Origin of the sequence: Paenibacillus sp. FSL K6-0276, assembly GCF_037977235.1 — a bacterium.
In the GTDB taxonomy this organism is placed as follows: Bacteria; Bacillota; Bacilli; order Paenibacillales; family Paenibacillaceae; genus Paenibacillus_AQ.
Genome location: NZ_CP150276.1, coordinates 5259069 through 5279007, shown reverse-complemented (window position 1 = coordinate 5279007; position 19939 = coordinate 5259069). Strand labels below are relative to the sequence as shown.

13 protein-coding genes are annotated in these 19939 nt (G+C 44.4%); 11 read left to right on the top strand and 2 right to left on the bottom strand.

Annotation, left to right across the window (positions count from 1 at the left end):
• Positions 1-116: 116 nt before the first annotated feature.
• From MHH52_RS24795 to MHH52_RS24780, 4 genes are all read left to right on the top strand, one after another.
• Positions 117-1514 carry an MATE family efflux transporter gene (locus tag MHH52_RS24795; protein WP_340004999.1) on the top strand — a complete coding sequence of 466 codons (1398 nt, stop codon included), beginning with the start codon at positions 117-119 and terminating at the stop codon, positions 1512-1514.
• A 198-nt stretch (positions 1515-1712) separates the two neighbouring features.
• Entirely contained in the window at positions 1713-2426 is a 714-nt protein-coding gene (locus MHH52_RS24790; protein ID WP_340004997.1) for a hypothetical protein, read from the top strand.
• Positions 2427-2558: 132 nt separating this feature from the next.
• On the top strand, positions 2559-3569 hold the full coding sequence (locus MHH52_RS24785; protein WP_340004995.1) for a ketoacyl-ACP synthase III: 1011 nt from the start codon (positions 2559-2561) through the stop codon (positions 3567-3569).
• A 227-nt stretch (positions 3570-3796) separates the two neighbouring features.
• Positions 3797-6592, top strand: a complete 2796-nt coding sequence (locus MHH52_RS24780) for a glycosyl hydrolase (RefSeq protein WP_340009818.1) — start codon at positions 3797-3799, stop codon at positions 6590-6592.
• Positions 6593-6678: 86 nt separating this feature from the next.
• On the opposite strand, the gene MHH52_RS24775 is transcribed toward MHH52_RS24780, so the two are convergent.
• A complete protein-coding gene (locus tag MHH52_RS24775; RefSeq protein ID WP_340004993.1) occupies positions 6679-7695 on the bottom strand; it encodes a LacI family DNA-binding transcriptional regulator in 1017 nt (338 codons plus the stop codon).
• 308 nt (positions 7696-8003) lie between these two features.
• On the opposite strand from MHH52_RS24775, the gene MHH52_RS24770 reads away from it, so the two are divergent.
• A complete protein-coding gene (locus tag MHH52_RS24770; RefSeq protein ID WP_340004991.1) occupies positions 8004-12872 on the top strand; it encodes a carbohydrate binding domain-containing protein in 4869 nt (1622 codons plus the stop codon).
• Positions 12873-12932: 60 nt separating this feature from the next.
• On the opposite strand, the gene MHH52_RS24765 is transcribed toward MHH52_RS24770, so the two are convergent.
• Positions 12933-13493, bottom strand: coding sequence for a GbsR/MarR family transcriptional regulator (locus tag MHH52_RS24765; RefSeq protein ID WP_340004989.1), 561 nt, complete (start codon positions 13491-13493; stop codon positions 12933-12935).
• 259 nt (positions 13494-13752) lie between these two features.
• On the opposite strand from MHH52_RS24765, the gene MHH52_RS24760 reads away from it, so the two are divergent.
• The 6 genes from MHH52_RS24760 (at position 13753) to MHH52_RS24735 (ending at position 19717) form a co-directional block, all read left to right on the top strand.
• Positions 13753-14949 (top strand): glycine betaine/L-proline ABC transporter ATP-binding protein, encoded by a 1197-nt coding sequence (locus MHH52_RS24760; RefSeq protein WP_340004988.1) that lies wholly within the window; start codon positions 13753-13755, stop codon positions 14947-14949.
• A complete protein-coding gene (locus MHH52_RS24755) occupies positions 14949-15782 on the top strand; it encodes a proline/glycine betaine ABC transporter permease (protein ID WP_340004986.1) in 834 nt (277 codons plus the stop codon). Before MHH52_RS24760 ends, MHH52_RS24755 begins: the two co-directional genes overlap by 1 nt.
• Before the next feature lie 15 nt (positions 15783-15797).
• Positions 15798-16667, top strand: coding sequence for a glycine betaine ABC transporter substrate-binding protein (locus MHH52_RS24750; RefSeq protein ID WP_340004984.1), 870 nt, complete (start codon positions 15798-15800; stop codon positions 16665-16667).
• A gap of 263 nt (positions 16668-16930) precedes the next feature.
• The gene (locus MHH52_RS24745; RefSeq protein WP_340004982.1) at positions 16931-17542 is read left to right on the top strand and encodes a VTT domain-containing protein; all 612 of its coding nucleotides are present in this window, start codon (positions 16931-16933) and stop codon (positions 17540-17542) included.
• A gap of 344 nt (positions 17543-17886) precedes the next feature.
• Positions 17887-18777, top strand: coding sequence for a sporulation protein YunB (yunB, locus tag MHH52_RS24740; protein WP_340009816.1), 891 nt, complete (start codon positions 17887-17889; stop codon positions 18775-18777).
• Between the two features lie 274 nt (positions 18778-19051).
• On the top strand, positions 19052-19717 hold the full coding sequence (locus MHH52_RS24735) for an alpha/beta fold hydrolase (RefSeq protein ID WP_313639432.1): 666 nt from the start codon (positions 19052-19054) through the stop codon (positions 19715-19717).
• Positions 19718-19939: the final 222 nt, after the last annotated feature.

The following is a 19939-nucleotide window of genomic DNA, read 5'->3' as shown; positions in this document are numbered from 1 at the left end:
GAAATCTGTACCACCACTAAAAGTATATCATCTATAATTTATTCTGACCTAAAGAAAAAAACATGCTGTTTCTCAGGTCCAGTCTGTATGTTTGGTTTAAGAGGAGGGTTTGTTTAGTGAAAAAAGAAAGACAGGGCTTTGGACTATGGGTATTGGCTTGGCCTATATTTATAGAGGTATTTCTTCAGACCCTGCTAGGTACGGTGGATACGTTGATGGTCAGCCGTATTTCTGACGATGCAGTCGCCGTAGTCGGCATTTCCAATCAATTGTTCGGTGCGTTGACCACACTCTTTACCACCTTTGCGGGCGGGGCGGGTATCCTGATCGCGCAGAGAATGGGTTCAAAGCGTTTCGGTGAAGCGCGTACGATTGCAATTATGGGCGTATCGGTTAGTCTCATACTTGGTATTGTCGTGAGTATCATACTGTTCTTCTATGCGGGTCCAATAGCGGGAATTCTAAATATATCGCCTGAGCTATTATTACTGTCCAATGTCTATATCTCGTATGTCGGCGGCGGTCTGTTTTTGGTTGGGATGATTGCTTCCCTAGGCACAGCGATCCGTAATACAGGGAATACTAGAGGACCGATGTACACAGGGATCATTATAAATGTCATCCATATTATTCTGAACTATACCTTTATATTCGGGATGTTCGGTCTGCCACAGCTAGGACTTGCAGGAATTGCGATCTCAAGTATCATCAGTAGACTGGTCGGAGTGATCATGCTGTATACCATGTTTAGAGGTTCCTTCGAGATTAAGATTAGACTTAGGGATTTCCGTATATTCAACGGTAAGCTATTCAAGGAAATTATAAAGATTGCTTGGCCACTTGGAATTAATTCTTCCTGCTGGGTGTTCTCTCAGCTGATTGTGTATTCCTTTCTAGCCGCACTGGGAGCTGAAGCGTTAGCAGCACGGACTTATCTCAATACCTTAGAGTCCTTTTGCTTCACGTTAGGGTATGCAATCGCGCTAGCCGGACAGATACAGATCGCGCATTTGTTCGGGGCAGGCAAACTGAAAGAGGCTTACCGTAGTGCATATCGCACACTGTATATCGGCTTGGCCATTGTAACAGCGAACATGTTACTGCTTTTTCTTTTCGGCAGGAATCTGTTAGGTTATTTCACTTCCGACCCGCGGATAATTGCTATCGGGATTTCCCTGTTGGCTCTAAATCTCCTGCTGCAGCCTTGCAAAATGCTGAATATGGCCATGGGTAATTCGCTGAACGCCATCGGGGATACTCGTTATACGATGTATACTTCTATCGTATCTATGTCCATCATTGGTGTAGGCTGTTCCTATTGGTTTGGAATCAGCTTAGGCTGGGGGCTTACCGGGATCTACTGCTGTATGATAGCTGATGAATTTGTGAGGGGCATGCTAGTTCTTATGCGTTGGAGGGGGAGAAAAGTTCTCCGTCAGGCGGATACTTTAAAAAGCGAAGAGAATGCCTCTATCCACAGAGGTGGCAAAAGAAGAGCCTCTCTAACCATATAAGGGGCTGAATAGAATACAGGCAGCGATTTTGTTCTTGTATTTTTGGAGAAAGAGGCTACCTCATGAGTAGAATTTATTACTTTTGAGATAACCTCTTTTTTTATTCATATTAAATTTGATTCAAAGGTATAAATGAGTTAGCCTTTATAACATGGGGAGCTGTTTTATAAATACATACTACTGAAGGGTTTGAGGGAAATGCTGTTGAAATGGAGAGGTTTGTCGATCCTAGCACTGCTCTTAATGATTATACTTATATCGGGATGCTCTAATGGTACGGTTCACGTCACGGTGAATAAAAATCAAAGCGTAGATCTGACAATGAATGTGAAATTGGATTCCCGTACTGAAGCATTGATCAGCGATAAAATGGAGAAAAGCCTGACAGACAAACTGAAGGATGAAGGGATTCAGCTAGAAAAAAGACAAGAAGGAAAGTCTACAGTTTATCAAATCCAGAAAAATTACACTTCATTTGGGGATATAAGTTCAACCTCTATGGGGCTGGATATTGTGAATCTACAGCTGAATACTAAAGAGAATTGGTTGTATACCAGATATGACGTTGAGGCGCAGCCTAAATTTAATAGCTACATGGATACCATCATGGATAATATGGGGACGCTGAGTCTATCGAAGCCGATTATCCAGGCGGTTTTGAAGAACTTGGCATTTGATTTTAAACTAACGTTGCCTATAGATCTATTTGGTGAAAATAATGCAACTGTTGAGGAAGGCAGAACACTTACCTGGAATGTTACGCTGGGGGATACAGAGCCGATCAAAATGCAGGTTTATGTGCCGAATGTATGGAATATTGTGATCGTGTTAATCATCCTAGTGGTGGTTATAATTACTACGATAATACTTTTCATCAGAAAAAGAAAACACCGCAATGTAAAACGTACTTAAGTGTGTTCGAAAGTGGATTGAGAGTGCCGGGAAGCAATGATGCTTTACCGGCTTTCTTTACTTTATAGCAAGCGTAGAGTTATAATTAGTACCAAGTGCTAATATCAGATGCTAAAAGAAGAGGTGATTTGAATGGCAGGTGCAAAAATTACAGCTATCGGAACTTATGTCCCGGAAAGAAGACTGACTAATGCTGATCTAGAGCAGATGGTGGATACTAATAATGAGTGGATTGTTCAGCGGACTGGAATTCGTGAACGCAGAATTAGTCGACAGGATGAATACACGAGTGATTTATGTGTAGCCGCAGTGCAGGATCTAATGAAACGTTATGGAAAAATCGTTCAGGATGTGGATATGGTCCTAGTAGCTACTAGTACACCTGATTTTTCATTTCCCTCTGTAGCTTCTTTGATTCAAAATCGCTTAAATATTCCGCAGACAGCTGGAGCTATGGATTTGAGTGCAGCGTGCGCGGGTTTTGTATATGCACTTCATACGGCTCATAGCTATGTTGCATCAGGGATGCACCGTAAGGTTCTGGTTATTGGTGCGGATACGATCTCCAAGATTACAGATTACACCGATCGCAGTACATGTATCCTTTTTGGGGATGGAGCCGGAGCAGTGCTTGTGGAGATTGATGAGCAATCGACGGGATTTTTGGGCTTTCATCTAGCTAGTGATGGCGGTGGGGCGCATCATGTGTATCGCACAGGTCTAGCCCACACTGTAAACAATATTGAATTAGTAGATACTCAAATGCTGGTACAGAATGGTCGCGAGGTATTTCGCTGGGCAGTCAGAACGGTTCCTCAAGGTGTACAGCAGCTGCTTGAAAAAGCGAAAGTGAGTCTGGAGCAAGTAGACTGGTTTATTCCGCACAGCGCGAATATGCGGATGATTGAGCCGATTTGCGAACGAATGAACTATCCGATGGAGCAAGTGCTGTACAGTCTTGTGAATTTTGGGAACACTTCTGCTGCCACAATTCCCTTAGCCCTTGATTTGGGGATTCGCGAGGGCAAAGTACAGAATGGGCAAAAGATTCTGATGTATGGCTTTGGTGCTGGCTTGACACAGGCGGGTCAACTTGTAGAGCTGAACTTAGATGAGCAGGTTGGGAATCCTACTCCTTATTAAAAAAATATCCAAAATCAGAAAAATATGTATTGAAATGCTAAAGAGGATGGGACATAATATCATCGAAAGCGATTTCGATAAAAACGGATTATCTCTCAGTGATTTTCGAATTCCGAGGGTTTTATCGCCTATTTTTACGAAATTCGCTTTCAATCCCATTCCTTAAGGAGGGTTTCAAAATGAAACATAGGTTTCGATTTGGATTAGTATTCCTTCTTTTGCTTAACATGCTGCCGGGCATAGGCCATGCTTTTTCCGGTGAGGTACCACTAGGCGCAGGAAGTTATTCGACGGTGCTACCACCGGGTGCTGTGGATGTACAATCTCAGATCTACAAGACTAGTAATGTAACTGGGAAAATGCCGACGAATGACTGGTGGAGCAGCCTTGCTTGGACGCAGTATTCCAATGCACAATTCCCGCATCCACTGGCACTCAAGAATCAAAGTGATGGAATGCGGATTTATTATCCCGGTAATCGGATTACTGCGAATGAAGCCGCTATTGCTGGTTGGATGAATGACATTCATGATTTTACCGTAGGCCATTCTGCTTCAGCAACGTTTCCCGATGCCAAAGTAGATGGTTTTAATGACTGGTTTGTGAAAGCGATTTATCAAAATGGTTCAAGCTCCATGACAGCAACTTACGGCCATGGTTCGCCATTTATTTACTACACTTATGGAGGCGGAAATCCCGTCCTGAAGTTTTACACTCCACCAACTATATGGTCCGGAACCGCGACTAGCCCGGTACTAGGAATTACAATGGAAGGTGCACATTATGCACTGTTCGGTCCGACAGGTAGCACCTGGTCCGGAATCGGGACGACTGCTTTGACGAACAATCTGAATGGAAAAAACTATTTTTCGATAGCGGTGCTCCCCGATAATACGGTGGCAACGCTAAATAAATTCAAGCAGTACGCATACTCCCACGTTACCGACTCTAAGATCAATTACTCCTATAACGCTGCGAGCAGCGAGGTATCCACTACCTTTACTTACACCACAACAGCCAAGGAAGGCAGCCAAAACGGCACTATTTACGCCCTCTATCCACACCAATGGAAGAATACGACACAAACTTTACTACCCTACACTTATAACTCCGTACGTGGCACGATGAAGACTGGGGAAGGCACTTCTTTTACTACTAATATGAAGTTTACAGGTGTATTGCCCTCTCTTCCTGATAAAGGAAGCTACAACAAAACAACGCTAGGTAGTTATGTGAATGAAGAGGAAGCCTTAACTTACACCGGTGGCACTGACACCTATATCTTAGGCAAAAGATTGGGCAAGTTAGCGGTCCTGGCACCCATAGCAGATCAGGTAGGAGATACCACTGCAGCGAACCAGTTCCGGGGTGAAATCAAGAGCCGATTACAAGATTGGCTAAAGGCGAGCAATAGCAGCGGAAATCTGAAAAGTGAGAATCTTTTTTATTACAACAATAATTGGGGCACCTTGATTGGCTATCCGGCCAGTTTCGGAAGTGCGGATGAGCTGAATGATCATCATTTCCATTACGGTTATTTCATCAAAGCAGCCGCAGAGGTGGCACGTACCGATAAGACTTGGGCGGCCAACAATGCGCCAATGGTGAACCTGCTGATCCGCGACATCGCAAATTGGGATCGCAGTGATACGATGTTCCCATTTCTGCGTAACTTTGATCCGTATGCAGGACATTCCTGGGCTTCGGGTCATGCCAAATTTGATGATGGCAACAATAACGAGTCTTCATCTGAAGCGATGAATGCTTGGACAGGATTGATTTTATGGGGGGAAGCTACAGATAATACAACCATTCGTGACCTCGGCATCTATCTTTACACTACAGAAATGAATGCAATTAACGATTATTGGTTTGACGTTCAGGACAATACTCATCCGGTTTCTTACACACCTTCAGTTGTAACGATGATTTGGGGCGGCAAAGGTGCTAACGGAACATGGTTCACCGCTAATCCAGAGCAGGTGCACGGTATTAACTGGTTGCCGATTACAGGTGGATCACTATATCTGACTCATTATCCAAGCTATACTAACAAAAATTACAATGCCATGCTTGCGGAGAATGGCGGCAGTAACTGGGATATGTGGAGAGATCTGATCTGGATGTACAGGGCAATATCAAATCCAGCGGATGCTAAGGCTCAGTTCAGTTCAGGAATCGGCTCGATGGTTACCGGAGCCCCTGAAGGATCAGGGGGAACAGAGGGGGGCAACTCCAAAGCGAATACGTATCACTGGATTTACAATCTGGATGCGATGGGGAATGCGGATGGGGCGATAACAGCTAACTCCCCAACAGCAGCGGTGTTTAACAAAGGTGGAGTGAAGACCTACGTTGCATACAACTATACCAATGCTGAGAAGACAGTTACTTTCTCTGACGGTACAAGTGTTACAGTTCCAGCCAACAGCTTCAACACTGGGAACGGTGGCGGAGGTGATACGTCGCCTCCTACAGCTCCAGCGAATCTTGCTTCTACCAGCAAGACATCTAGTAGCGTATCTCTGTCCTGGTCAGCTTCCACCGATAATGTGGGTGTGACAGGTTATACCATCTATTACAGCGGGGGTTCTCTTCCTGTGAATGGAACCACAGCGACGGTAAGTGGTTTATCATCAAATACAGCTTACACCTTTACAGTAAAAGCCAAAGACGCGGCGGGTAATGAGTCTAGTGCTAGTAATGCCGTAACTGTGACAACAGACAGCAGTGGCGGAGGTGGCGGGGTGATCACTACGCCAGATTATAGTGTGCTGGTTACGAAGACGGGGACGACTGCTGCCAAAATTTCTTTTACCCCAACTACTTCCGCGCTCTATGTGGATGTTCACTATACAATTAATAACGGCCAGCAGCTTAACTTGCGCATGACGTTGAATGGAGCAGCCTGGGAATACACGGTTAATGGAATTAGCTCCGGTCAGAGCTTGAAGTATTGGTTCACCTACGAGAAATCCGGTCCGCAGTACGATTCACCTCAATATACATTTACGATGGAATAAAAATTAGAAACGAAGCAGCGCCATCAGCTGAGTAATCAACTGACGGCGCTACTTGTGTTGCTCTATGTAATCATTTGTATTGTTCTTTAAGCGTTCAATAGACTTCCACAGGATTCACGTACAACAAGTACGGGCTCTACCACGAATGAACCGCCACCTGACTGATTGTGAATCAAATCATAGAGCATACGGGCAGCGAGGATACCAAGACGTTCTTTGTTCTGGCGGATGGTCGACAGTTTTGGACTGGTATATTTGCAGGCTTCAATGTCGTCACACCCGATAATGGCAATATCTTCAGGAACACGGAGACCGTGTTCTTTCAAAGCCCGGATCGCTCCAAGAGCCAGCATATCAGAAGCCGCAAAAATGGCTTTTGGTAAATTTCCGGTCTGAATTAATTGCTGCATGGCTGCATAGCCGCTAGGCTCAAAGAAATCATCGCCATGAACAAACCACTGACGGTTTAAAGTGAGGCCGAAGCTTTCAATGGCTTTGACATATCCTGATTCCCGCAGGTTGGAGATATCCGAATCAGCGGTACTTCCAATGAATCCAAGCTCTCTATAGCCGAGTAGATAAAAATGCTCCACAACCTTGGATGAAACCTGAAAGTTATCCGACATCACAAAACCGGATTTTTTCCCCTTTAGCTCGAGATCTACCCCAATACAAGGGATGCTGCTCATATCCAGATCGCGGATGGTAGGCTCCATCTTTTGTCCAGAAATAATGACACATCCATCCACATTAAAATGAACAGATCGGGCGAAGTAATCACCGCTACTGATAAATTTCTCGTTGGAAAAGAAAATGAGATCGTAGCCCAGAACTCCCATCTGCTTCTTAAAGGAATTTAGCACTTCTACGAAAAAGGGATGCGTAAATTCGACATTAAGCTCGCCAGCGAAAATAACCCCGATCAGATTCGACTTCTTAGTTGCGAGTGTCTTGGCGGAGTTGGAAGGTGAATATCCGGTTTGTTCGATGATCTCCAAAACCCTTTGCTTGGTCTTTTCGGAAACATCGCTGTAATTGTTCATAATTTTCGAAACGGTCGAGACAGAAACGCCTGCCATTTCGGCAATCATTTTGATATTCATATGTAATATAAGCCACCCTCCGCTTAATAGTTGGAATATGGGGAAAAGACTGTAGTAGAGCGGTTATTTGTGAGTTTTTTTGAATAGAGTGAAGAAAAAAATCAGTTATTTCAAGTCTATTCTTATTGCCGAAACAAGTCAAACGGATATTTTAACGATGAGAAATATTCCGAAATATCAAATGTAAAAAAATTCAAAATTATGTCTTTACAAAAATAGAAATTTAAGTAACAATATCTTTGTCGAAACCGATTTCGATTTTTGACTTGAATTACGAATATTACGAAATTCGAGGAGTGATGTTTAGGATGAAGAGGAATTTCACAGCAGCATTAGCTGCTATGCTCCTTGTCACCGGGGTGCTATCACCGGTTGGGAGCATGAATGCTTCAGCGGCAACGAAAGTGGAAAATGCAGCAGTCGATGTATTGAAAGCGTTTACGGATGTATCTCCAAGCCATTGGGCAGCAGGTCCATTACAACGTTGGAGCGCAAATGGGATTATAAGCGGATATGAGGACGGGTCGTTTCGACCAGGCAAGGAAGTCACGAAAGCAGAATTCGCAGTTTTTATGAATCGTATTTTTAATTATCAGGAGCAATCGGGTAAGGTCCCAGCCGATGTCCTGGCTACAGACTGGTATAAAAGTGATATTGCCAAAGGGATTGCAGCTGGATATTTTAGCAGTGATCAGAACAACAATATTTATCCTTCACGCACGCTTTCGCGAGCTGAGGCGGCGTTAGCCTTGGAGAAGGTATTTCGATTCAATACGGACAAAAGCAGCACAGCAGCATTCACCGATCTGAACGGAGTCAATGATGAAACTGCGAGAGCGATAGCAGCACTATCGAGTGCTGGCTTTATTAAAGGTTATCCTGGAGGTTTGTTCAAGCCTGAGGGAGGGATCACACGTGCAGAGCTAGCTCAGCTGGCTGATCGAATGGTTTCGGGACTCATCCTGAAATCAGGAGAGACTTCGCTTGGAACAGTAAAGGGCAATGTAGTCATTAATCATGCCGATGTGATTCTTAAAGATACGGTCATCCAAGGCAATCTTTATTTAACCGAGGGGATTACCGAAGGGAATGCGAAGCTTGAGGGTGTGAAGGTAACAGGGACTACGTTTGTCCGCGGGGGCGGTGAGCAGAGTATTGGCTTACAGAATGCTTCTCTTGGGCAGATTCAAGTAGCCAAATCTAATGGCAAGGTGCGAATTTATGCCAGCGGTTCAACAGCTGTGGGTACTGTACAACTGCAATCCGGGGCAATCTTGGAAGAAAGCAGCGATCTTACGGGGGCAGGCTTTGGGGATGTTGTGATGAACGCGGTTCCCCATAATATCTCACTTCGAGGGGTATTTGCAGCGGTTAGCTCAGCAGACTCAGCAGTCAGCGGTTCTTTGTTAAGAATCTTTGGAACTGTCGGCAGTCTTACTGTGGGCAGCCCGACCCAATTGATACTGGAGAACAATGCACAGGTTGCCGCGCTAATCCTAACTGCGAGTGCTGGAGGAACAGCGATTCAAGGCAGCGGAAGCGTAACCTCTATTGATAACAAGGCCGACGGAGTCACGATTGGCGGCGCACCAGTGAAAAAAGGAAACACTGGTAAAACGACACTGCCAGCAGCAACTTCAGCTTCTAGCAGTTCAGGTAATACACCAACACCAACACCAACACCAACACCTGATCCGTGGACGCTGGTGTGGGGAGATGAATTCAATGAGGGGACCATTGATCCTACGAAATGGACGTATGACCTTGGAGACGGTTCGCAATTTAACAATCCAGGTTGGGGCAACAATGAGAAGCAATGGTATACCTCTGATGAGAAGAATGTAAAAGTACAGGACGGTAATCTAATCATTACCGCTCGCAAAGAAGCAAAAGCCGGGAAGGAATACACTTCTTCGCGGATTAAAACCAAAGGCCTGTTCAGTAAGAAATATGGGAAATTTGAGATTAGAGCCAAAGCTCCTACTGGAAAAGGGTACTGGCCGGCGATCTGGATGCTGCCGGAGAACTACAAGTATGGTAGTTGGGCTTCCTCCGGTGAGATCGATATTATGGAAGGCTGGGGTAGTCGCCCTAATACGGTTGCAGGTACGATTCATTACGGTGCTGAATGGCCGAACAATGTATATTCCGGCAAAGAGTATGTATTTCCGGGAGGTTCTACAATTGAGCAGTACCATACCTACTCCATGGAGTGGGAGCCAGGCGAAATTCGCTGGTATGTAGATGGTGAATTGTTCTCGACCAAAAATGACTGGTACAGCCTCAGCAATGGGCAGCCAGCGAATAATGCTTATCCTGCACCGTTCAATCAGGAGTTCCATTTGCTGTTAAATCTGGCCGTAGGCGGCAACTTTGATGGTGATCCGACACCTGAGACCGTATTTCCAAAATCGATGGAGGTTGATTATGTTAGAGTCTACGAGCTGACAGGACGCGAGTATCGTGAACCCGTGCCCGTTACTCTAGATAAGGAACCTTACTTGGAAGGTTCTAAGCTTGCGCTTGCCGATGGCAATCTTGTCTATAACAGCAACTTCTCGGAGCAGATTCCAGGAGATGCCGGAATGGGTATTCCGAATACTGCACACTGGGCATTCTTTAAAGAAGCTGGGGCTGATGCTACAGTTTCTACTGTACCGATGGATGGGAAAAATTATCTCAAGGTGAATATCAGTAGTGCTGGCGGCAATGCCTATTCCATTCAACCTCAAGCCATCATATCGGTCGCTAAAGGTAGATTCTATAAGCTCAGCTTCGATGCCAAAACAGATATATCGCGTAATATGAGCGTACGATTAACGGGTGGAGAGTCGCGTGGATTTGCTGCTTATTCACCGGGCCTCAAGGCAGAGCTGACTTCAGCGATGACGCATTACGAAACCATGTTTCAAATGAAGGAGAACTCTGATATTGCAGCACGGATAGAGTTTAACATGGGCACTAACGCTTCGCCAGTATGGCTTGGGAATGTCCGTCTCGAAGAAATAGACAGTATCCCATTCGATCATGATGGCCCGAAGGCTCCGCTTGGCAGCGGCAATCATCTGTACAATGGCACTTTCGATCTCGGGGAGCCAAATCGGATGAGCTATTGGCACACTGAAGCAGCTAATGGTGCAATTGTCACTGCTAATGTAGACGACGCAGGCCAGCTGAAGCTGCAGATTGGTGGCGACGAAAATGGTGAGATTAGATTGCTTCAGAAGGGAACTCAGCTCATCCAGGGTCGGAATTATGAGCTTACCTTCAAGGCTACGGTTTCCTCTGATCGTACAGCGACCGTTCAACTGCTAGGAAAAGACGGCAGTGTGCATGCACAACAAACCGTTAACCTAATACAAGGCGAGCATGTCGTTAAAGCAGTCTTCACCAATCTTGCAGGTGCTACCGATCATGAAGGACAATTCGTATTGCTGTTAAATGGCGCCGCGGATACAATTACGCTGGATAATTTCCAGCTGCTGCGTACCAGCTTTTATTATGATCCTTCACTCGTATATTACCCACTCCTGAATGGTGAGTTCAACTTCGGATTTAACGCTTGGGATCGTCTTTTGACAGAGCAGGGTGGTCAGAGTAGTGCTACGGCTGCGGATGGAGCAGCGAAATTCAATATTACGAATACCGGCAGCCAGCCTTATTCTGTTATGTTGTTTCAAAACAATTTGAAAGCTGCCAATGCTACGGATTATGTGCTGGAGTTTGATGCCAGTTCAACTGTAGCCCGAAAAATTGGGGTGAATGTTGAAAATGCGTCATATCAGGCTTCTTTTAGCAATATTGTAGAGCTTAAACCGGAAACGAATCATTACAGATTTGAATTCCGTCAAGGCAGCAAGGATACACTGTCTCTTAAATTCCTGCTGGGTAAGGTTGAGGGTGTTAGTATTGCCCAAGGGCATGATATTATCATCGATAACGTGAAATTTGAGATCAAAAATGCACCAGCCAAACCGCAGGAGCTGTTAAGCGACAGCAGCAATAACAGAGTTTCGCAGCCGATTGAGCTTACTTTTATAGACAATGTTGATTGGCGAAATAAAATTGTTGCGGTGAAGGTTAACAGTACAACACTTGATGCGGGGCAATATAGCCTTGAACCAGGCAAAATTACTATCGACGCAGCAGTATTTCCAGTCGAGGGAAGCTATACAATCACTGTAGAAGCTGACCATTATGTTAGTGCAACTGTCGCACAAACCATTCTAGTTAATGATAACAATCTGATCATCAATGGCTCGTTCGGCAGTGGTAAGACGGGTTGGTCTACATGGTCTGGAGAAGGTGGTGTTTCTGCGTTTGATGTGAAGGATGGTGTGGCAGAAATCTTGATTACGTCAGCCGGATGGGAAGCGTGGCATACACAATTCTTCCAAGAGGGTATTCCACTGGAAGGTGGAAAAACATATGAGGTGAGCTTCAAAGCCAAATCAACGGTTCCGCGTCAAATCGTCCTAGAATACTCCAATACTTCAGCGGCTTCGTCGCAAGCTAAGTTTGATATTAGTGCCGATTGGGCGACTTATACTGCTCAATTTACGGTGTCGAACAGCAACCCGCTGAAGCTTAATTATCTGATCGGCAAAACGCTGGGCGCTGATCCTGCGGCTAACAGTACGCCGCATACAATTTCTTTTGACGATATTGTGGTCAGTGAAGCTCGAGGGGGTCCGCCAGTGACGCCACCAAGTGGTACCCTGGATAATGGAACCTTCGATGTAGATTCTAAAGGCTGGAGCCAATATTTTGACGGGATAGGCTCTGCTAAAGTGAAGAATAGAGAATTCGCAATAGACTTAACAGGTACAGGGCAAGCTTCCTACAGTGCGCAAGTAGATTACGAAAATCTGAAGCTTGTTCAGGGAAAAACTTACACTTTGAAGTTTAAGGCTCGTTCTACAGTAAACCGAAATATTCAGGTTGCTGTGGAACATAAGGGCGGTGACTACACGAAGTATATGGAAGCCGAGCTAGTAGCTTTAACTGAAAGTATGGCCGATTACAGCTACACTTTTACAATGAAAGGCGCGACTGATGCAGGTGTGCATCTGGTATTTTTAATAGGGCTCATAGACGGGAACAGCGCAGAGACAAACAGTGCTATTAGCGCCGGAAGTACGATTTATTTGGATGATGTAAGCTTAATCGAGGGTTAAACGAAAAAAAACGGCAGTGTTTTCCTTTTTACAGGAGCACTGTCGTTTTTTTGCTTGGAACTAAGATTCTTCTTTAGGGATAAATTCGAAGATCTTACCATTCTCAAAAGATTCTATTAATTTCAGCAACCAGCGGTAGTAATTAATGGATTCTGCAATCTTTTCTTCATCTGTATTTAAGAGCTGCATAAGTTTACTATCGTCACTATATTCTTTTTTCATATTGTTAATTTCTGCAAGTGATTTCGCTAGTGAGATCATATTTCCTTCGACGGCTTTTCTCCATTTAATAGAGAAGTAATCACTGAAGTTCTGATGCCAGTCTGGCACAGTGGTGAACAGGTCTTTGCGAGTCCCTCTCCCCCAAACTTTATCGATCATTTTCAGATCTAGGAGGGTACGGACTCCAGTACTCATGGACGTCTTGCTCATTCCCATTGTTTTGCTAAGTTCATCCAGTGTCACTGGACCTTGATTGAAATACATATAACCGTATAAATGCCCAATAGATAAGGTGATGCCGTATAGGTCCATGTTTTTACCGATAGAGTCTATCACACGTTCACGGGCCTTACTAATCTTCTCTATTTGTTCGGGTGTTAACCCTTCTAAATCGTTCATGATGTCCCTCCTGAGGAATAGGTCGATAGACTGCTGCAACCTTATACAATGTATTGTAATCAAATCCCCCTCAAGAAGTAAAGAAATCATGAAGAAAGGAATTTGGTGTAAAACAGAGTATTCTATACGTAAAGTACGTAAAGTTAAAACTGTACACTAAATTTTATCCGATTATGGTGTTTGCATGAATTTTCAATAGTCCGGTACACTACTATAAGTGAACTAAACCCGGATAAAACTTCGGGAGAAGGAGGACGGCATGGCTATTATAGAGGTGAAAAAGCTAACCAAAGTATTCGGTCATGATGCGGGACGGGCGATTCCATTATTAGAGCAAGGGTGGTCGAAGGAAAAGATCGCTCAGGAATTAAAGTTGACTGTCGGAGTCAACAAAGCCGAATTCAGCATTGAAGAAGGAGAAATATTCGTCATTATGGGATTGTCCGGTAGCGGTAAGTCAACGTTGGTTCGTTTGTTGAACCGTTTGATTGAGCCTACAGGGGGACAAGTCCTTTTTAAAGGGAAAGACGTCGTCAAAATGAACCCGGAAGAACTGCGGCAATTTCGGCGCAAGAACATCGGTATGGTGTTTCAGAAGTTCGCATTGTTTCCACATCGGACGGTACTGGAGAATGCGGAATACGGACTTGAGGTTCAGGGCGTAGATAAAAAGAAGAGAACTGAACGGGCCATGGAGGCATTGCATTTAGTAGGTCTGAAGGGTTGGGAGAACCATCGCCCGGATCAACTCAGTGGAGGTATGCAACAGCGTGTTGGCTTAGCAAGAGGACTTGCTAACGACCCTGATATCCTGCTCATGGACGAAGCATTTAGTGCACTGGATCCGCTTATTCGTAAAGACATGCAGCAGGAGCTGCTGGAATTACAGTCCAGAGTGAAGAAGACCATTGTGTTCATTACTCATGATCTAGACGAGGCCTTGCGGATTGGTGATCGGATTGCACTGATGAAGGACGGTGTCATCGTGCAGATTGGTACACCGGAAGAGATTCTCATCCAACCTGCTAATAAATATGTAGAGCGGTTCGTGGAGGATGTGGACTTGTCCAAAGTGTTGACTGCAGCTCATGTGATGCGTCAACCGGAAACCGTTAGACCTGAGCGCGGACCTCGTGTAGCTCTTCAATTGATGCGTGATAGCGGCATATTCAGCCTGTATGTGGTGGATAAGGAAATGAAATTGCTGGGTGTTGTTACAGCTGAGGATGCAGCACAGGCACTGAAAGATAATAAATCCATACTGGAGGTTACGCGGAGAGAAATTCCACGTGTACATCCAGAAACGCTGCTCAATGATTTCTTTGAATTAATATCTGAGACACATTTGCCTGTAGCCGTCGTAGATGAAGCGGATAAATTAAAAGGCATTGTGATTAAGGGAGCCGTTCTTTCCGCACTCGCGGGTAACGCGGTACCGGAAGGAGAAGGATCATAATGGACATTCCAAAACTGCCTTTGGGAAAAGCACTCGAGTGGTTGGAAAACTGGCTAACGACGTATTGTGACCCCTTGTTTGATTTTATCGCTACGATTATCGGTGGGATGGTTTCTGCGATTGAAGGTGCGCTCACCTTTCTGCCTGCACTAGTGCTTATCGTACTTATTGCAGCGTTGTCTTATTGGATTGGGAAATGGCGCATGGCATTATTTGCGTTAATTGGACTACTTTTAATCGATAATCTCGGATTATGGGGACCTTCGATGCAATCCTTGGCCCTTGTTCTAACCGCCTCGATATTGGCTGTAGTAATCGGCGTACCGATTGGTATTCTATGTGCGCAGCGAAATGCGGTTAGAAATACAGTTACGCCTATTTTGGACTTTATGCAGACGATGCCGGCGTTTGTGTATTTATTGCCAGCAGTATCTTTTTTCTCACTTGGCGTAGTTCCAGGTGTAATTGCATCGATTATTTTTGCGATTCCACCAACGATTCGTTTGACCAATCTCGGTATTCGTCAAGTTTCAGAGGAGCTAGTAGAAGCAGCCGATGCTTTTGGTTCAACACCTACTCAGAAACTGGTTAAATTGCAGTTGCCGATTGCTCTGCCAACGATTATGGCAGGCGTCAATCAGACGATTATGTTGTCACTCTCGATGGTTGTCATCTCATCTATGATTGGTGCGCAAGGTGTGGGTGCTTATGTATACCGTGCGGTATCACAGGCTAAGACAGGAGATGGGTTCGAGGCGGGAATTGCTATCGTTATTATTGCTATTCTACTTGACCGTTTGACACAGAACGCACTAAAACCAAAACAAAGATAGGGGTTTTAAATATATATGAAGAAAAAAAATATAGGTTTGTCCCTTTTAGTGATCATGATGATTACTGTTATAGCTGGATGTTCATCCGCAAGTAATGGGAAGGTAAAACTGGCTTATGTGGCATGGGATTCGGAAATTGCAAGTACTTATGTAGTTAAAGAAGTACTTGAAACTAAGCTTGGAGCTACCGTTGAAATGCTGCAGGTGGATGCAGGCCCAATGTGGGCAGGAATTGCTGACGGTAGTGCGGATGCTATGGTCGCTGCTTGGTTACCAAGCACGCATGCAGCTTATTTAGAGAAGTATGGTTCGAAAATCGAAGATCTAGGACCTAATTTGAACGGGACTAAAGTTGGTTTGGCTGTTCCAGCTTACATGGATATCAATTCTATTGAAGACTTGAAGAACAGTGACCTGGCAGGAACATTGAGCAATCGAATTATCGGGATTGAGCCGGGTGCTGGTATTATGACGACAACCGAAAAGGCTATAGCAGAATATGGTCTTAGTGATTATACACTTCTTGAAAGTTCATCGGCAGCGATGGCTCAGGAGCTGCAAAAAGCTTATGACAACAAAGAACCTATCGTTGTAACGGGTTGGACACCACACTGGATGTTCGCCAATATGGACCTGAAATATCTGGAAGATCCAAAAGGTGTATACGGTGCGGACGAGCAAATCCATACTATGGTTCGCCAAGGTCTGAAAGATGACATGCCAAATGTCTATAAATTCTTGGATCAATTCGAGTGGACAGCTGAAGATATGGCAAAAGTAATGGTTGAGGTTCAAGGTGGGAAGTCACCGGAAGAAGCTGCTAAGACTTGGGTAGAGAACAACCCAGATAAAGTGAATGCATGGACTCAAGGTGTAGAATTGTAAGTAGATAGAATTCTGTGGTATGATGTGAAGAATCAATGGATTACAAAAGTGTAACTTGACGCTAACCACTGTTCTTTACAAATGCACTTTATAAGCAACCTCATTCAATAAAACACCCCGAAAGGGGTGTTTTTCTTGGGAATATAAGCAAAGTAATAAAAGTTATAGATGTGCTTTTCTTATATTTTAATGCTTACACTTATGCTTTAGCGAAGTAAATCAGGAGGCAGCTGCTGCAAGGAGTCAAGAAAGGAGACTGCTTCATGACAGAGACCATAAACACCTGGATAGATTGGCTGCTGCAAACGCTAGGCCTTAGTGGACCCTCTATTTTATTTGTGACGATTCCATTGGCGCTTTTGCAGAGTATATTAGGATTCTTTCCGTTCGTAATTTTGATTGTCCTCCATGTTTCTGTATTTAACGTTATTGGAGGTATGCTGATCAGTTGGCTGGCTTGTAATCTAGGTGGAATACTGATGTACTTCCTCATTCGGCGATACCTGTACAATTGGTTTGATCGAAAATGGAGGTCCAAGCTGAAACGGTATGACAAGTGGCAGCGTTACTTGGATCGATATGGAATATGGACTTTAGTGCTTCTACGTACCATTCCTATTATTCCGAACAATGTAATTAATTTTATGTCCGCTGTTTCACCGATAAAAGCTTCTTCGTTTATCTGGGGAACTATTCTTGGGAATTTGTCTTATATATGGCTATTCGGTACGATCGGCTCAACCTTAATTGTCCTGAGAGAAGAATGGAATGGCTATCTTACTTGGTATGCTGTGTTTATTGCTATTCTAATCGGTATCTTTATTCGGCGGCACTGGGATCATTTGCAGGAAGATAAACGGAGTAGAATGCACTAATTTTATATTTTCAATTTATCTTCAAATGAATGAAGAACGTTTCTTGGCATCATCCGCCGGAGGGAACGTTCTTCTTTTTTGCTTTCTTTCCGAATACCTTAAACTAAGTGGAGGTGGCTTGACCTCTACGTAAGGTGGGAGGGACTATCGCAATGGGTAGATTGAAAAAATGGGGGAACCGAGGGCTGAGACTACCTGATCTAGGCCAACTTCGGCTGCCAAAAATAAATGGGAGCGGGATGTCGAGATTCTCTGGGAGAAGCTCTGCGTTCAAGTCAAAACCTAGCAGGGCAGCGGCTAGACCACAGAGTGCACGATTTGAAGCCAAACGAAGCAGAAGCCATATGAGGTTATCTAGTAGGGCAGAGAGAAAGCTGACTGTTTCCGGCGGGAACACGCGCAAGCCAAGAAGCCGGCGCAAATTTTGGTTGATTGCATCCTTAGTATTGATAGTGCTTGTGCTACAGGCCCTGCGATATGTGGAGCTGCACATGAAGCCGCCTATCTTGCATTTAGCTCAAATTCGTGTGAAGCAAATCGCTACAGAGTCGATAAATAAGGCGATTACTTCACAAGTTGCGAATGGAGGAAATGCAGAGGAACTGATTGATTGGAAGACCGATAAGAATGGGAAAATATCTGGCTTTATGCTTAACTATGCGGAGCATATGCGTATTACTTCACAAGCAGCAGAGGTGATTCAGACTACGCTGCAGGATTTGCATAATCAGACAGAATATATTCCGCTGGGTCAGGCGCTTGGTAGTCCTCTCATCGCCTCTTATGGACCTGATATCCCGATCAAGATTGAGCCGCAAGGTGCTGTTAAGGTTGAACTCAACACCCGCCAGCAAAATGCCGGAATCAATATGATTCTAGTGGAGGTCTATATCCACATTGTGACGGAGGTCGCTGTGGTCATTCCTTTTGACATGGAGCCGCAAGTAGTGGATACGGAAATTCCTGTGTCTTATTTGATGGTCGTCGGAGACGTGCCTATGTATTACTACGATAATCAGGGTCAGCCTGTCGGAGCCAACGGAAATAGTGCCCCGGGAATTGCTATTCCTGCACCTTCAGTAAGCGGGGATAAGAACGGAGTATCGGATCAGAGCAAGGATACTACTGACAATAGCCAGAAGGAAAGCAACCAGTCTCCAGCTGCATCCGATTCTTTGAATACAGGTGCGGATCATACAGAAGAAGGCGATAAAGGTGTAAACGGAGGAAATTAAGGGGTACTTTTTCTCGAAAATGGATCATCATGTTCTTAGACTCCCGCTCTCCTATCATGGATTGCGGGTATTCTTGCTGAGCAGCCAACGAATAATATCCTTGGAAGCTCGGCTACCAGCGGGATGACCTTTCAACAACCTATAACAGTGCTGAACCTTGACATCATTTGGGTTAAGCTTTTACATAAAAGGATGGAATGCATAGAAAATAAAGGGGATTGGCATTATACAATAAAGTTGCAAGTCAGATTGGAATGTGAAAAGAGGGACAATTATGGAAAGTTGTTTATTTATTCATGGCTTTACCGGAGGTGAGCATGAGATCTCTCCCTTGTCCCAGTTTATGGAGCAGCATAATTACCGTTCCAGAACGTTTACCCTGAAAGGGCATGGGGGCAGTAGGAATGATTTACTGCATTCGGATAGACATGATTGGCAGCAGAGTGCTGAAGATGAATTGACAGAGCTGTTAAAGACGGATGAAGGCGTTCATCTGATCGGCTTTTCAACCGGTGCTCTTATTGCTTCTCATCTTTCTGTACGGTATAAACCCTGGATCAAATCTCTTACTTTATTGTCCACTCCCGTATTTCCGCTGAATCCCGTGGAAATTATTAAGACTCTTACGAGCATCTCCATGCTAAAAACTTATATTAGCAAATTCACTTCAACGCCCCCAAAGGCGACGAGAGAGTTTCAACGACTGGTCCGGGAGAGTTTTTCAATCTATCCGCATATTGAGACTCCAACCCTGATCGTGCAGGGTAAGCGAGACCATCTGGTAAAGACTAGAAGCGCTGACTACCTGCAGCATACGATCCCTACGACCCGAAAACAGGTGCTGATGGTGGATAACAGTGGTCATATGGTCTGTCATTGTGAAGATAAGGACCGAATCATGAATGAAGTATTGCATTTTATTCAGAGTGTAGGAAGCTGAGCGTAAAAGGTGAATAATCAACCCAAAAGAGCCCCAATTATGGAGGCTCTTTTTCTTGTGAAGTTTAATTTTATGCCTTGACAACGTATTCACAATCATGGTAATTTTTAGTTGGGAAACCGGTTTCCCTAAAATTATTGGTTTTTGTGTTAAAGACATCACTGGGCAGGGTTGGTTTTTAATCAAGGAAGTAAGTTTTAGAGTGTTGTGAATACGCTTTAA

Excerpts from the sequence above, each read along its gene's own strand:
- MHH52_RS24790 (WP_340004997.1), top strand. The coding sequence starts at position 1,713 with ATGCTGTTGAAATGGAGAGGTTTGTCGATCCTAGCACTGCTCTTAATG.
- MHH52_RS24760 (WP_340004988.1), top strand. The coding sequence starts at position 13,753 with ATGGCTATTATAGAGGTGAAAAAGCTAACCAAAGTATTCGGTCATGAT.
- MHH52_RS24765 (WP_340004989.1), bottom strand. The coding sequence starts at position 13,493 with ATGAACGATTTAGAAGGGTTAACACCCGAACAAATAGAGAAGATTAGT.
- yunB (WP_340009816.1), top strand. The coding sequence starts at position 17,887 with ATGAGGTTATCTAGTAGGGCAGAGAGAAAGCTGACTGTTTCCGGCGGG.
- MHH52_RS24775 (WP_340004993.1), bottom strand. The coding sequence starts at position 7,695 with ATGAATATCAAAATGATTGCCGAAATGGCAGGCGTTTCTGTCTCGACC.
- MHH52_RS24750 (WP_340004984.1), top strand. The coding sequence starts at position 15,798 with ATGAAGAAAAAAAATATAGGTTTGTCCCTTTTAGTGATCATGATGATT.
- MHH52_RS24785 (WP_340004995.1), top strand. The coding sequence starts at position 2,559 with ATGGCAGGTGCAAAAATTACAGCTATCGGAACTTATGTCCCGGAAAGA.
- MHH52_RS24735 (WP_313639432.1), top strand. The coding sequence starts at position 19,052 with ATGGAAAGTTGTTTATTTATTCATGGCTTTACCGGAGGTGAGCATGAG.
- MHH52_RS24745 (WP_340004982.1), top strand. The coding sequence starts at position 16,931 with ATGACAGAGACCATAAACACCTGGATAGATTGGCTGCTGCAAACGCTA.
- MHH52_RS24780 (WP_340009818.1), top strand. The coding sequence starts at position 3,797 with ATGCTGCCGGGCATAGGCCATGCTTTTTCCGGTGAGGTACCACTAGGC.
- MHH52_RS24770 (WP_340004991.1), top strand. The coding sequence starts at position 8,004 with ATGAAGAGGAATTTCACAGCAGCATTAGCTGCTATGCTCCTTGTCACC.
- MHH52_RS24755 (WP_340004986.1), top strand. The coding sequence starts at position 14,949 with ATGGACATTCCAAAACTGCCTTTGGGAAAAGCACTCGAGTGGTTGGAA.